This is a genomic window from Streptomyces sp. rh34, from assembly GCF_002551245.1.
Taxonomy (GTDB): domain Bacteria; phylum Actinomycetota; class Actinomycetes; order Streptomycetales; family Streptomycetaceae; genus Streptomyces.
Window position 1 is genome coordinate 35,361 of the sequence record NZ_NTGZ01000023.1, and the last position, 14,832, is coordinate 50,192.

The window sequence follows — 14,832 nt, forward strand, 5'->3', positions numbered from 1 at the left end:
GCGTTCTGTCAGGGACTCGTGGAAGCGTCGTCGTCGGCCGGCTGTCCGGCGGTGCTGTTCTGACGGCTCATCCCTTCGGCGTGGTCGGTGCGTCCGGCGTGGTCGGTCCGTCCGGCTCCGGGGGTGCGGTCCTGAGGAGTTCGGTGAGCAGGCGTACGGCTCCGCGTTTGTGCAGGGGCTCGTTGCCGTTGCCGCACTTGGGGGACTGGATGCAGGAGGGGCAGCCCGCCTCGCACTCGCAGGACGCGATGGCCTCCCGGGTCGCCGTCAGCCACGTACGGGCGGTGTGGAAGGCCCGCTCGGCGAATCCGGCTCCTCCCGGGTGGCCGTCGTACACGAAGACCGTCGGCAGCAGGGTGTCCGGGTGCAGCGGTACGGACACGCCGCCGATGTCCCAGCGGTCGCACGTGGCGAAGAGGGGGAGGAGCCCGATCGACGCGTGTTCGGCGGCATGGAGCGCGCCGCCGAGGATCTCCGGATTGACGCGGGCCGCGTCGAGCTGGTCCTCGGTGACCGTCCACCAGACGGCGCGGGTGCGCAGCGTGCGGGGCGGCAGGTCGAGCTTGGTCTCGCCCAGGACCTCGCCGGTGATCAGTTTGCGGCGGAGGAAGGAGACGACCTGGTTGGTGACCTCGACGGAGCCGTAGCAGAGCCGGCCCTGGCCCCAGGGAATCTCGGTGTCGGTCTCCAGGACGGTGATGGCCGTGGTGTCGCGGGCGACCGTCGAGTACGGCGGTTCGGCCTGCTCGACCAGGGCCACGGAGTCCTCCAGGTCCAGCTTTCGGACCAGGTGGGTGCGGCCCTGGTGCAGATGGACGGCCCCCTCGTGGACGGCCGTGTGGGCGGCGGCCGCGTCGACGGTGCCCAGCAGCCGGCCGGTGCCCTCCTCGACGATCTGGACGGGACGGCCGCCCCCGCCCCGGATGTCGGCCAGGTCGGCGGCCCGTTCGCGCCGGGTCCAGTGCCAGCCCGACGCCCGTCTGCGCAGCAGCTTCGCCGCCTCCAGTTGGGGCAGCAGCTCGGGCACGGCCGGGCCGAAGAGGGCGATGTCGGGCTCGGTGAGGGGCAGCTCGGCGGCCGCGGCGCAGAGGTGGGGGGCGAGGACGTAGGGGTTGTCCGGGTCCAGCACCGTCGACTCGACGGGCTGCTGGAAGAGCGCCTCGGGGTGGTGGACCAGATACGTGTCCAGCGGGTCGTCCCGGGCCACGAGAACGGCCAGGGCGCCCTGGCCCGAGCGGCCGGCGCGGCCCGCCTGTTGCCAGAGGGACGCCCGTGTGCCCGGGTAGCCGGAGATGACGACCGCGCCGAGGCCGGAGACGTCGATGCCCAGCTCCAGGGCGGTGGTGGCCGCGAGGCCGAGCAGTTCCCCGGAGTGCAGCGCTCGCTCCAGGGCCCGGCGCTCCTCGGGGAGGTAACCCCCTCGATAGGCGGCGACCCGCTTCGGCAGCGAGGGGTCGACCTCCGCGAGGCGTTCCTTGGCGATCACCGAGATCAGTTCCGCGCCGCGCCGGGAGCGTACGAAGGCGACCGAGCGGACGCCCTGGAGGGTCAGGTCGGTGAGCAGGTCGGCGGTCTCGGCCGTCGCGGTCCGGCGAACGGGTGCGCCCTTCTCGCCGTGCAGGTCGGTCAGCGGGGGCTCCCACAGGGCGAAGACCAGCTCGCCGCGCGGGGAGGCGTCGTCCGACACCTCCCGGACCGGCAGGCCCGTCAGACGCCCGGCTGCGACCGCGGGATCCGCCGCCGTGGCCGACGCCAGCAGGAAGACCGGATCGGCCCCGTAGCGGGCGCACAGGCGGCGTAGGCGGCGCAGGACCTGGGCGACGTGGGAGCCAAAGACACCCCGGTAGGTGTGGCACTCGTCGATCACGACGAACCGCAGGGCACGCAGGAAGGACGCCCAGCGGGGGTGGGACGGCAGGATCCCGCGGTGCAGCATGTCGGGGTTGGTCAGGACGTAGTTGGCGTACTGCCGCACCCATTCGCGTTCCTCGACCGGGGTGTCGCCGTCGTAGACCGCCGGCCTGATGGCGTTGCCGAGCGGTGCCGCGAGCGCCTTCACCGAGCGCCGCTGGTCGGCCGCCAGGGCCTTGGTGGGGGCGAGGTACAGGGCGGTGGCCCCGCGGCCGTTGGGGGCCTCGGAGCCGTCCAGGAGGGTGCTCAGGACCGGCGCGAGGTACGCGAGGGACTTCCCGGAGGCCGTACCGGTGGCGATCACGACCGATTCGCCGTCCAGCGCGTGCTCGGCCGCGGCCGCCTGGTGCGCCCACGGATGGGCGATCCCGGCCTTCTCGATCGCCGAGATCACTTCTGGCCGGATGCGATCCGGCCAGATGGCATGGGTTCCCGATCGCGGGGGCAGGTGCTCCGTATGAGTGATGCGCGCGGCCCGGCCCGCCCCTGCGGCGAGCCGGTCGAGGATCATGGCGGGAGAGGGGCGCATGTCCCCACTCTCGGGTGGTCGTCCGGGACGGTGATTCTTGGCCATCGGCACCGAGTGTGTCACTGGCGTGACGGACAATGGTCCCAAGGCGTCGTGCATGGCTGCTGGTAAGTGATTGAATGCCATCGCGGCTGGCGATCCGTCCCCTGGCCTCCGTCGGGGAGAGCGAGGGGCGACCGCTCGATAGCAAGGTGCTGGAGGATCCGTGGACCTGTCCCTGTCGACTCGCAATGTGTCCGGCCCTGGTGGCGACCGTACGGTCGTCGAGGTCGGTGGCGAGATTGATGTGTATACCGCGCCCAAGCTGCGCGAGCAGTTGGTCGAGTTGGTGAATGACGGCAGCTATCACTTGGTTGTCGACATGGAAGGCGTCGACTTTCTCGACTCCACCGGCCTCGGCGTGCTCGTGGGCGGCTTGAAGCGTGTGCGGGCCCATGAGGGCTCGTTGCGCCTGGTCTGCAACCAGGAGCGCATTCTCAAGATCTTCCGGATCACAGGTCTGACCAAGGTGTTCCCGATTCACACCACGGTCGACGAGGCTGTCGCCGCCACCGACTGAGGTCGGAGCGGACCGGCCCCCGGGCCGGTCGGCAGGCAGTGAACAGGCCGACAGCGGCAGCGCGTGGGCCGCGACGGGCAGGCGGTCGACCCTAGGGTCGGCTGTCGGCTTTGTCGGCTTCCGGAGAAGGAGAGCAGGGGTGCCGGGCGACACGCCCGGGGCCTCTGAGGCGTACGCCCGAACGTTCGAGGGGGATGGCATGGCCACCGTTGAACTCCGCTTCAGCGCTCAGCCTGAACATGTCAGGACGGCCCGCCTGGTGGCGGCCGCCGTGGCGCGCAGGGCCGGCGTCGACGAGGCGGTGCTCGACGAGGTCAGGCTCGCCGTCGGAGAGGCGTGCAGCCGCGCGGTCGGGCTGCACCGCAGCCACGGCATCACCGAGCCGGTCAGCGTCGCGTTGACCGAGGAGGAGAAGGCGTTCTCCATCGAGGTCGGGGACAGCGTTCCCGGCCCCGGCGGGGATTCCGCCGCGTCCGGGGCGCGTGACGGCTCCCACGCTTCCGGAGCGGGGCCGGACCGCCCCGACTCCGAGATGGACGGTGCTGAGGGCGAGGACGAGATGGGCCTCGCGGTCATCAGCGGTCTCGTCGACGACGTGGAGGTCCGCTCCGGTGCGGGCGGCGGAGTGATCCGCATGAGCTGGCCGACGGCGGACGCCGCGGTACGCCCCTGAGGGCCTGGACCTGCTGCTTCCTGCGCCTGCTGCTCCCGGCAGCTGCGCCTGTGCCTGCATCTGCTGCTCCCCGCACCCGTGCTGCATCTGCTGCTTCCGCGCCTGAGCCCGTACTCCGCGCCTCTGTGCGTGTTCGCGGAGTGTGCCCGGGCCCCCGGTGCCTCTGTCCGTGATTCCAGGTGCTGAGGACTGCGTCTGAGGCGCTGGGGACCTTCCTGCGGTCCCGAGGCGTTGAGAACCGTGGGTTATGAGGCGCACGAGCGATGTTTGGTTTCCCCGGGCCCTGCTGAGCAGGGCCTTTTTTCTTGATTCTCTTCGTGTAATCCGCCTGCCTCATTACTGCATTCGAGCAGAATCTCTCCGCTGATCTCTCGGCGTTGGGGGGAGAGCGATCAATTCTCTTCCCATCCACTGTTCTGATCAGGTTCCGCTCCCTACAATCCGTCCACGACTTGAGCGCTGAGCGTCAAGGAGGACGTATGGCGGAGTTCTTCACCACCCCCATGGCAGTACTGACGCAAGAATCCGCACTTTCCGACCGACCCGTCTCCCTCGCGGCGGCGGTACTCACCGACGGCAACCGGCTGATCGTCATCGTGGTGGCGGTCGTCGCCGTCGCCGCGCTGATCGTCGCCCAGCTGCTCGTACGCCAGGTCCTGGCGGCCGGCGAGGGCACCGAGCGCATGAAGGAGATCGCCGCGGCGGTGCAGGAAGGCGCGAACGCCTATCTGGCCCGACAACTGCGCACGGTCGGTGTCTTCTCCGTCGTCGTGTTCTTCCTGTTGTTCCTGCTGCCGGCCGACAACTGGTCGCAACGCGCGGGGCGTTCCCTCTTCTTCCTGGTGGGTGCGCTTTTCTCGGCGGCGACCGGATACATCGGTATGCGGCTCGCCGTGCGGAGCAATGTGCGGGTGGCCGCGGCCGCGCGTGAGGCGACTCCAGCGGAAGGAGAACCGGAAAAGGATCTCACCGCTGTCTCGCACAAAGCGATGAAGATCGCTTTCCGTACCGGTGGTGTGGTCGGAATGATCACGGTGGGGCTCGGTCTGCTCGGGGCCTCCTGCGTGGTGCTCGTCTATGCCGCCGACGCGCCCAAGGTACTGGAGGGGTTCGGTCTCGGCGCGGCGCTGATCGCCATGTTCATGAGGGTCGGCGGCGGGATCTTCACCAAGGCGGCGGACGTGGGCGCCGACCTGGTGGGCAAGGTGGAGCAGGGCATTCCGGAGGACGATCCGCGCAACGCCGCCACCATCGCCGACAACGTGGGCGACAACGTCGGTGACTGCGCGGGCATGGCGGCCGATCTCTTCGAGTCGTACGCCGTGACGCTCGTCGCGGCGCTCATCCTCGGTACGGCCGCGTTCGGCGACTCCGGTCTCGCCTTCCCCTTGATGGTCCCGGCGATCGGCGTCGTCACCGCGATGATCGGGATCTTCGCGGTGGCCCCGCGCCGCGCCGACCGCAGCGGGATGACCGCGATCAACCGCGGCTTCTTCATCTCCGCGGTGATCTCGCTCGCCCTGGTGGCCGTCGCCGCCTTCGCCTATCTGCCCTCCTCGTACGCGGAGCTGGACGGGGTCACCGACGAGGCGATCGCCGGACACGGCGGCGATCCGCGCATCTTCGCCCTGGTCGCGGTGGCCATCGGTATCGCCCTGGCCGCGCTCATCCAGCAGCTCACCGGCTACTTCACCGAGACCAACCGCCGCCCGGTCAGGGACATCGGGAAGTCCGCGCTCACCGGCCCGGCCACCGTGGTGCTGGCGGGCATCTCCATCGGCCTGGAATCGGCCGTGTACACCGCGCTGCTGATCAGCCTCGGCGTCTACGGGGCGTTCCTGCTGGGCGGTACGTCGATCATGCTGGCGCTCTTCGCGGTCGCGCTCGCCGGGACGGGGCTCCTCACCACGGTGGGCGTCATCGTGGCCATGGACACCTTCGGGCCGGTCTCGGACAACGCCCAGGGCATCGCCGAGATGTCCGGGGACGTCACGGGGGCCGGCGCCCAGGTGCTCACCGACCTGGACGCGGTCGGCAACACGACCAAGGCCATCACCAAGGGCATCGCCATCGCCACCGCCGTCCTGGCGGCGGCGGCCCTCTTCGGGTCCTACCGCGACGCCATCGCCACGGCGGTCGACGAGGTCGGGGCCGGGGCGGGCGAGCTGGGGCTGAGCCTGGACATCTCGCAGCCCAACAACCTCGTCGGCCTGATCCTGGGCGCCGCGGTCGTGTTCCTGTTCTCCGGGCTGGCCATCAACGCCGTGTCCCGGTCGGCCGGAGCGGTGGTCTACGAGGTCAGGCGGCAGTTCCGCGAGCATCCCGGGATCATGGACTACTCGGAGAAGCCCGAGTACGGGCGCGTCGTCGACATCTGCACCCGGGACGCCCTGCGCGAACTGGCCACGCCGGGACTGCTGGCGGTGCTGGCGCCGATCGCGGTCGGCTTCACCCTCGGCGTCGGCGCCCTCGGCTCGTACCTCGCCGGCGCGATCGCCACGGGCACACTGATGGCCGTGTTCCTCGCCAACTCCGGCGGCGCCTGGGACAACGCCAAGAAACTCGTCGAGGACGGCCACCACGGCGGCAAGGGCAGCGAGGCCCATGCCGCGACTGTCATCGGGGACACGGTCGGCGACCCGTTCAAGGACACGGCGGGCCCGGCGATCAACCCGCTGCTCAAGGTGATGAACCTGGTCGCCCTGCTCATCGCCCCGGCGATCGTGCAGTTCAGCTACGGAGCGGACGCGAATCCCTGGGTGCGGGCGCTGGTGGCCGTCATCGCCATCGGCGTCATCGTCGCCGCGGTCTACGTCTCCAAGCGGCGCGGCATCGCCGTGGGCGACGACGACACCCCGGGGGACGGCGGTCCCTCGGTCCCCGCGCCGGATCCCGCGGTGGCCCCGTGATCCGGGTCCGTACCTGCATGCGGGCCCGTGGGTCGTCTGTACGGCGGCTCCGTGAGACGCACGCGGGAGGGAGGAGCGCCCGGCGTCGGCCGACGTGACGTGTGATCAAGGAGTGGGCGGACGGTGCGTGCTGACGTGCCGTCCGCCTTCGTCTGCTTCGTCTGCTTCTTCATCGCCCTCCTCCGCCCTCCTCGAGCGCCCCCCTTCCGTCCTCGTCCGGCGTCGCCTGCGTCGGTGGGATCGGTGGGATCGGTGTGGATCAGTGCGGGGCGATGGGAGGTGATGATGCGGAGCAGCCTTTCGGATGAGTGCCCGATCGCGTGAGTGACCGATCGTGTGTCCGATTCTCTGTGCGAGTGGCATCTCCCTCATTTCCCTTGGTGCAAATGGCTTCAAAAGCATGCACACCGGATGACCGGCACCCGGCTGTCGCCCCCTCGGCGTGTAAGTTCCGGGGCCGAGAGCATTGGAAGGGACCAATCCGGTGAACAAGAAGCTCGCAGCCGCACTGTCCGGCGGTGCGGTACTCGTACTGACGCTGTCGGGCTGCAGCGACGACAGCGACAACAAGGTCAACGACTGGGCCAAGAAGGTCTGCGACCAGGTTCAGCCGCAACTGCAGAAGATCGCCAACGCCAACGCCTCCATCCAGCAGCAGACCGCGGACAACAGCAAGCCCGCCGACGTCCAGAAGACCGACTCGGCCGCCTTCCAGCAGATCTCCCAGGCGTACAAGTCGCTGGGCACCGCCGTGGACTCGGCCGGCCCGCCGCCGGTCGACGACGGTGAGACCACGCAGAAGGAAGCGGTGAAGGAGCTCAACGCCTCCTCCAAGGCGTACGCCGACCTCAAGACCGAGGTCGACGCGCTCGACACCAAGGACCAGGCGAAGTTCGCCGACGGACTGAAGGGCATCGCCGACGAGCTGAACAAGATCAGCACCAGCGGTGACCAGGCTCTGAAGAAGCTCCAGTCCGGCGAGGTCGGCGTCGCGATGTCGAAGCAGAAGGGCTGCCAGAAGCCGACTGCCTCGACCGGTCCCTCCGGCTCCGGGGCGGCCGGCTCCGACGCGGCCCCGGAGGGCACGGCCCCCGACAAGAAGGACTCGACGGAGAAGGACTCGACGGAGAAGGAGTCCGCGGACAAGGACTCCTCGGAGAAGAAGGACTGAGCGCCGTTCTCCCGGCCCGGACACCCGGTGGGTGCCCGGGCCGCTGCCGTTGTCGGTGGGAGCGGACACAATGGGTGGGTGAGTAAGAGCAGCCTTCCCGCACCCGACCACGCCGCCGCCCTCCGTGAGGCCCTGCTCGCCGCGGACTTCACCGCGGACGGGCTCCTCGACCGCCTCGGCGCGCCCGCCTATGCCGCCCTCGCCCGCAGCGAGACGGTCCCCGCCCTGCGGGCCACCCGGGGCGACGCCCCGCTCGACACGCTGGTGCGGCTCTTCCTTCTGCAGCGTCCCGTCGCCGAGGAGCGGGCCCGTGCCGCCCTGCCGCTCGCCGAGTGCGTCGCGGACGGCTGGGTGAGCCACGCCGACGGGACGGTCCGCGCGGGCGTCGACGTACGGCCGTACGGGGGGCCGGACGGGGAGGACTGGTTCATCGTGTCCGACCTCGGGTGCGCGGTCGGCGGTGCGGGCGGGATCGGCTCGCGCGAGGAGGGCGTGGTCCTCGGGGTCGGCGGGGCCTCCACCACCCTCGCCGGGATCACCGTCCGGGCGCCGGTCGCCTCGGCCCTCGACCTCGGTACGGGCTCCGGCATCCAGGCGCTGCACGCCGCCCAGCACGCGACCCGGGTCGCCGCCACCGACCTCAACCCCCGTGCCCTGGAGTTCACCCGGCTCACCCTCGCCCTGTCCGGCGCCGCCCCCGCCGACCTGCGCGAGGGCTCCCTCTTCGAGCCGGTGGGCTCCGACACGTTCGACCTGATCGTCTCCAACCCGCCTTTCGTCATCTCGCCCGGCGCCCGCCTCACCTACCGGGACGGCGGCATGGGCGGCGACGACCTGTGCCGCACGCTGGTGCAGCAGTCCGGCGACCATCTGAACGAGGGGGGTTACGCCCAGTTCCTCGCCAACTGGCAGCACGTGGAGGGCGAGGAGTGGCAGGACCGGCTGCGCTCCTGGGTGCCGTTCGGCTGTGATGCCTGGATCGTCCAGCGCGAGGTCCAGGACGTCACGCAGTACGCCGAGCTGTGGCTGCGCGACAGCGGCGACCACCGTGGCGACCCCGCCGAGTACGCCGAGCGGTACGAGGCGTGGCTCGACGCGTTCGAGGCGCGGGGCGCCACGGCCGTCGGATTCGGCTGGATCACCCTGCGCAAATCCGCCGCCGCGGCGGCCGGGAACCCCTCGATCGTCGTCGAGGAATGGCCGCACGCGGTGCAGCAGCCGCTCGGACAGGCCGTCCAGGAGCACTTCGCCCGCCAGGACTACCTCCGCGACCAGGACGACGCGGCGCTGCTCGCCGGGCACTTCGCTCTCGCCGCCGAGGTCGTGCAGGAGCAGGTCGGTCTGCCGGGCGCGGAGGATCCCGAGCATGTGGTGCTGCGTCAGCACCGCGGCATGATGCGGGCGACCAAGGTCGACGCGGTGGCCGCAGGGTTCGCGGGCGTGTGCGACGGCTCGCTGCCCGCCGGGCGGATCCTGGACGCCATCGCGCAGTTGATGGCGGAAGATCCGGTGCTCCTGCGCGACCGCACCCCGCAGGCGATCCGGCTGCTGGTCGAGGAGGGCTTCCTGGAGCCGGCGCCCGACGTCGTGCCGCGGGGCCGGTAGACCGCGGAGTGCGCGGAGGTACGGCGACCGGCGACCTGGAGTCCGCGCCCTGCGACCGTGACCGTGACCGCCTTCCGGTACGGAGTGGGGACGCTCCCCGGTCGGGCGGTGTCGCCCCTGTCGCCAGTGCGTTCCGGCGCGGCGCGCTCTCCGGCGCGCCCGGACCACGCATTCCGGTCGTGTACGGCCGCCGCGTGCTCCGTATGCGGCCGATGGTGTTCCGCTGGTCGGCGGGGGAGTGCTGTTCATCCCGGGTTCGTGTGGGCGATGCCCCGGGGTGACAACCTCCCCGTGCCGGGCCGTCGAGGTCCGGCTCCGGGACCGGCCGGCCGGTCCCGGGCGGTTCGCCACGACGGTCCAGGAGTACGACATGGAGAGCGTCTCAGCAGTCTTCGCCGGTACGGCCCTGGCGCTGTTCGGCGCCGCCCTCCTGCTCTGGACAGGGGCGCGAGCCCTGCACCGCGCGCCGGTGGCGCACGGTGTGAGCCCCGTCGCCTCCACCGCACTCACGACGCTCTTCGGCCTCGTTTTCCTCGGCCTCGGCGTGTGGTGCTTCACGCTCGTCTGATCCCCGCCCCCGGCGGGGCGGCGCCCGGGCCGACAGGACGCCCGGCGGACACCGCGACCACCTCCGAAAAGGCACCGGCCAAGCCTCCGCGTGGCCCGGACCCGGCGGTCCGGGCGGCAGGAATGGCGGAAGTCGGGTTACCGTTCGAGTGGCCGTTGCGGGCTTTTGCCGTTTGACACGGGGGCGGGTTGTACCGTCACACTCCGCAGCGACAGCACCCTGGCAGCGTCATGACGCTGCCCGGATGCCCATCGAGTGTCGACCGGAGAGAAGAGCGAAGTTGTCCCCGACCAGCGAGACCGCACAGGGCGGCCGCCGACTCGTCATCGTCGAGTCGCCTGCCAAGGCGAAGACGATCAAGGGCTATCTCGGCCCCGGATACGTCGTCGAGGCGAGCGTCGGGCACATCCGCGACCTCCCGAACGGCGCGGCCGAGGTCCCGGACGAGTACACCGGCGAGGTACGCCGCCTCGGGGTGGACGTCGAACACGACTTCCAGCCCATCTATGTCGTCAACGCCGATAAGAAGGCCCAGGTCAGGAAGCTCAAGCAGCTGCTGGCCGAGTCCGACGAACTCTTCCTCGCCACCGATGAGGACCGCGAGGGCGAAGCCATCGCGTGGCACCTCCAGGAAGTGCTCAGGCCCAAGGTCCCGGTCCACCGGATGGTCTTCCACGAGATCACCAAGGACGCGATCCGGGCCGCCGTCGCCAACCCGCGCGAGCTCAACCAGCGCATGGTCGACGCCCAGGAGACCCGCCGCATCCTCGACCGCCTCTACGGCTACGAGGTCTCGCCGGTCCTGTGGAAGAAGGTCATGCCGAAGCTCTCGGCGGGCCGCGTCCAGTCCGTCGCCACCCGGCTCGTCGTCGAGCGGGAGCGCGAGCGCATCGCCTTCCGCTCCGCCGAGTACTGGGACCTGACCGGAAAGTTCGCCACCGGCCGCACCGGTGACGCCTCCGACCCCTCGACCCTCACCGCACGCCTCAGCGCGGTCGACGGCCGCCGGATCGCCCAGGGCCGCGACTTCGGCCCCGACGGGCAGCTGAAGGCCGGCTCCGCCCAGACCCTGCACCTGGACGAGACGAACGCCCGCGCCCTGGCCGCCGCGCTCGCCGACTCCTCCTTCGCGGTCCGGTCCGTCGAGTCGAAGCCGTACCGGCGCTCCCCGTACGCCCCCTTCCGGACCACGACCCTCCAGCAGGAGGCGAGCCGCAAGCTGGGCTTCGGGGCGAAGGCGACCATGCAGGTGGCGCAGAAGCTGTACGAGAACGGCTTCATCACCTATATGCGTACGGACTCCACGACCCTCTCCGACACCGCGATCTCCGCGGCCCGGGCCCAGGTCACGCAGTTGTACGGGGCGAGCTACCTCCCCGAGAAGCCGCGTACGTACGCCGGGAAGGTCAAGAACGCGCAGGAGGCGCACGAGGCGATCCGACCCTCCGGCGACCGCTTCCGCACCCCTGCCGAGACCGGGCTCACCGGCGACCAGTTCCGGCTCTACGAGCTGATCTGGAAGCGGACCGTCGCCTCCCAGATGAAGGACGCCGTCGGCAACTCCGTCACCGTCAAGATCGGTGGCCGGGCGAGCGACGGCCGGGACGCCGAGTTCTCCGCGTCCGGCAAGACGATCACCTTCCACGGCTTCATGAAGGCGTACGTCGAGGGCGCCGACGACCCGAACGCCGAGCTGGACGACCGCGAGCGCCGGCTGCCGCAGGTGGCCGAGGGCGACGCGCTGTCCGCCGACGAGATCACGGTCGACGGGCACGCCACCAAGCCCCCGGCCCGGTACACCGAGGCCTCGCTGGTCAAGGAGCTCGAAGAGCGAGAGATCGGCCGCCCCTCCACGTACGCCTCGATCATCGGGACGATCCTGGACCGCGGTTACGTCTTCAAGAAGGGCACGGCGCTCGTCCCGTCCTTCCTGTCCTTCGCCGTGGTCAACCTGCTGGAGAAGCACTTCGGCCGGCTCGTCGACTACGACTTCACCGCCCGCATGGAGGACGACCTCGACCGCATCTCGCGGGGTGAGGCCCAGTCCGTGCCGTGGCTCAAGCGCTTCTACTTCGGGGTCCAGCCCGGTGACGACACCGCCGCGGTCGGAGCGGCCTCCGACGCGGGCAACGGCGACGGCGACCACCTCGGCGGCCTGAAGGCCCTGGTCACCGACCTCGGCGCGATCGACGCCCGGGAGATCTCCTCCTTCCCGGTCGGCAACGACATCAAGCTCCGTGTCGGCCGCTACGGCCCGTACATCGAGCGGGGCGAGAAGGGTGCCGAGGGCCACCAGCGTGCCGACGTGCCCGAGGACCTGGCACCCGACGAGCTGACCGTGGAGCTCGCGGAGGAGCTGCTGGCGAAGCCCAGCGGCGACTTCGAGCTGGGCGCCGACCCGGTCAGCGGCAACCAGATCATCGCCAAGGACGGCCGCTACGGCCCGTACGTCACCGAGGTGCTGCCCGAGGGGACGCCGAAGACCGGCAAGAACGCGGTGAAGCCGCGGACCGCCTCCCTCTTCAAGTCCATGTCCCTGGACACGGTCACCCTCGCCGACGCCCTCAAGCTGATGTCGCTGCCGCGCGTCGTCGGCGAGGACGCCGAGGGCGTCGAGATCACCGCGCAGAACGGCCGCTACGGCCCGTATCTGAAGAAGGGCACCGACTCCCGGTCGTTGACCTCCGAGGACCAGCTCTTCGACATCACCCTCGAAGAGGCCCTCGCGATCTACGCGCAGCCCAAGCAGCGCGGCCGGGCCGCGGCCAAGCCGCCGCTGAAGGAGCTGGGCACCGACCCGGTCAGCGGTGCGCCGGTCGTGGTGAAGGACGGCCGCTTCGGCGCGTACGTCACCGACGGCGAGACGAACGCGACGCTGCGGACCGACGACAGCGTCGAGGACATCACGCCGGAGCGCGGCTACGAGCTGCTCGCCGAGAAGCGCGCCAAGGGGCCCGCCAAGAAGAAGACGGCCAAGAAGGCCCCGGCGAAGAAGGCGACGGCCAAGAAGACGGCCGCGAAGAAGACGACGGCCACCAAGACCACGGCCGCCAAGAAGACCGCGGCGAAGAAGACGACGACGGCCAAGAAGGCGACGCCCGCCAAGACGGCCGCCAAGAAGACGGCGACGGCGAAGAAGACGGCTTCGGCCGCCACCTCCGCCCCGTCGGACGACTGACCCCGGCATCGCGCTGATCGCACCCAGCCGCCCGGCACCCCGATCCCAGTGATCCAGGTGCCGGGCGGTGGTGCGCAGGCATGCCGGGAAGTCGTGCGCAGGCGTGGCGCGCAGGCGTGCCGGGAGGTGGTGCGCAGGCGTACGCGGCGGCGGCGCGTAAGAGGGGCTCGCGCACGATGGCCGGAAGCTGTCTGCGTCCATATGTTCGGACGGGCCGACAGCGACCGCGCCGCTGCCGATAGGCTGGGCGGATGACGCGAGCCGAGCAGCCAACGGTCGTGAGCCCCACCTCCGACACACTTGCCGCAGACTCACGCGAGCGCGCCGTACGGGCCCTGTTGCGTATTCCCCCGCTGAAGCGGTTGTGGAGCGCCCAGCTCGTCGGCGGTATCGGCGATGCACTCGCCCTTCTCGTGCTGGTGCTGCTGTCGCTGCAAGCGGCGGTCCTTGAGGGCTCATTCGGCACCGGATACCGCGGGGCGGCCTTCGCCGTCGCCGCCGTCTTCGGTGCCCGGATCCTTTCCACCCTGTTCTTCGGAGCCGTACTCCTGGGGCCTCTGACGTCCCTCACGGGGCCCGGCGGAAAGCTGGACCGGCGATGGCTGATGATCGGGGTGGACGGGCTGCGCCTGGCGCTCCTGGTCGTCGCCCCGCTGTGGATCGACTGGACGCCCGACAAGGCGCTCATGATGATCCTCATCACCGTCTTCGTGACCGGCGCCGCTGAGCGCCTGTGGGCCGTGGCCAAGGACAGCGCCGCCCCGGCACTGCTGCCCGCCCCGCCCCTCGAAGGCGCGGCCGTACGCCCCCTGCCCGACCACCTCGACGCCCTGCGCCGCCTCTCGCTGCGTACGAACTTCCTCGCCGTGCCCGCCGCCGCGGTGGCCCTGCTGGCCGCCACGTTGGTCGGCAACCTCCTCGGCTCGGGCCTGGAGTGGTTCTCCTTCCACCAGGCGGCCCTGGGGTCCTATGTCGCGGCAGGGCTCTTCTCCGCCTCCATCTCCATCCTGTACTTCCTGCAGTTCCCGGCCACGCAGACGCCCCGGCCGCGCTCCCCGCTGGAGGGCCTGCGCCGCCCGGCCACCGGCAACGGCCCCGACAAGGGCCGCACCGGCGCCGTTCCCCTGCTGGTCGCGGTCTGCGCGGCCCTCGCCGGAGCCGTCGCCGCGGCCGCGGCCGTCGCCGTACTGCACGCCTACGACCTCGGCGGCGGGCCCGCGACGTTCGCGCTGCTGGTCCTCGGACTGACCGGCGGCACCGCCCTTGGCATCCGCACCGCGCGCCACGTGCTGCCCACCCTGTCGCGCCGCCGTCTGCTGGCGCTGGCCACCGCCGTCACCGGCCTCGCGCTTCTCGCGCTCGGCCTGGTGCCGGACACCGCGACCGGGATCGCCATCGCCCTGCTCGCCGGTTACGCCGCCGGGGTCGCCGCGAACACCGGGCACACCCTGATCGACCAGGAGACCGAGGCGTTCCGGCAGGCCCGGACCACCGAGCACCTCCAGGCCGTCGTCCGGGTGCTCGTCGCGCTCGGCGCGGTCGCGGGCCCCCTGCTGGCCGCCGCGATCGGGCGGCACCGCCTGGTCGCCGGCGACTTCGTCTTCGCCCACGGCGGGGCCGCGTTCACCCTGATGCTCCTCGGCGCGCTGCTGCTGCCCGTCGCCGCCCTCGTCCTCGCCAAGACGGACGACCGGGCGGGCGTGCCGCTGCGCCGGGACCTGCGCTGTCT

The 14,832-nt window shown here is 71.1% G+C and carries 8 protein-coding genes and 1 pseudogene; 8 read left to right on the forward strand and 1 reads right to left on the reverse strand.

Going from position 1 to position 14,832, the window contains the following annotated elements; genetic code table 11:
- Positions 1-67: 67 nt before the first annotated feature.
- Positions 68-2,566 carry a DEAD/DEAH box helicase gene (locus CR470_RS07835; RefSeq protein WP_097866833.1) on the reverse strand — a complete coding sequence of 833 codons (2,499 nt, stop codon included), beginning with the start codon at positions 2,564-2,566 and terminating at the stop codon, positions 68-70.
- Positions 2,567-2,645: 79 nt separating this feature from the next.
- On the opposite strand from CR470_RS07835, the gene CR470_RS07840 reads away from it, so the two are divergent.
- The 8 genes and pseudogenes from CR470_RS07840 to CR470_RS07875 form a co-directional block, all read left to right on the forward strand.
- Positions 2,646-2,999: an STAS domain-containing protein gene (locus CR470_RS07840; RefSeq protein ID WP_003967428.1), complete on the forward strand. Its 354-nt coding sequence runs from the start codon at positions 2,646-2,648 to the stop codon at positions 2,997-2,999.
- A gap of 199 nt (positions 3,000-3,198) precedes the next feature.
- Positions 3,199-3,672: an ATP-binding protein gene (locus CR470_RS07845; protein WP_097866841.1), complete on the forward strand. Its 474-nt coding sequence runs from the start codon at positions 3,199-3,201 to the stop codon at positions 3,670-3,672.
- Between the two features lie 479 nt (positions 3,673-4,151).
- Positions 4,152-6,581: a sodium-translocating pyrophosphatase gene (locus CR470_RS07850; protein WP_097866834.1), complete on the forward strand. Its 2,430-nt coding sequence runs from the start codon at positions 4,152-4,154 to the stop codon at positions 6,579-6,581.
- Between the two features lie 484 nt (positions 6,582-7,065).
- A complete protein-coding gene (locus CR470_RS07855; protein ID WP_097866835.1) occupies positions 7,066-7,752 on the forward strand; it encodes a small secreted protein in 687 nt (228 codons plus the stop codon).
- A gap of 78 nt (positions 7,753-7,830) precedes the next feature.
- A complete protein-coding gene (locus tag CR470_RS07860) occupies positions 7,831-9,357 on the forward strand; it encodes a DUF7059 domain-containing protein (RefSeq protein ID WP_097866836.1) in 1,527 nt (508 codons plus the stop codon).
- A gap of 370 nt (positions 9,358-9,727) precedes the next feature.
- Positions 9,728-9,925, forward strand: a complete 198-nt coding sequence (locus CR470_RS07865) for a hypothetical protein (protein WP_097866842.1) — start codon at positions 9,728-9,730, stop codon at positions 9,923-9,925.
- A gap of 280 nt (positions 9,926-10,205) precedes the next feature.
- Positions 10,206-13,103: a type I DNA topoisomerase gene (topA, locus tag CR470_RS07870; protein WP_097866837.1), complete on the forward strand. Its 2,898-nt coding sequence runs from the start codon at positions 10,206-10,208 to the stop codon at positions 13,101-13,103.
- A gap of 251 nt (positions 13,104-13,354) precedes the next feature.
- Positions 13,355-14,832: pseudogene (locus tag CR470_RS07875) on the forward strand (dTMP kinase); the annotation flags it as partial.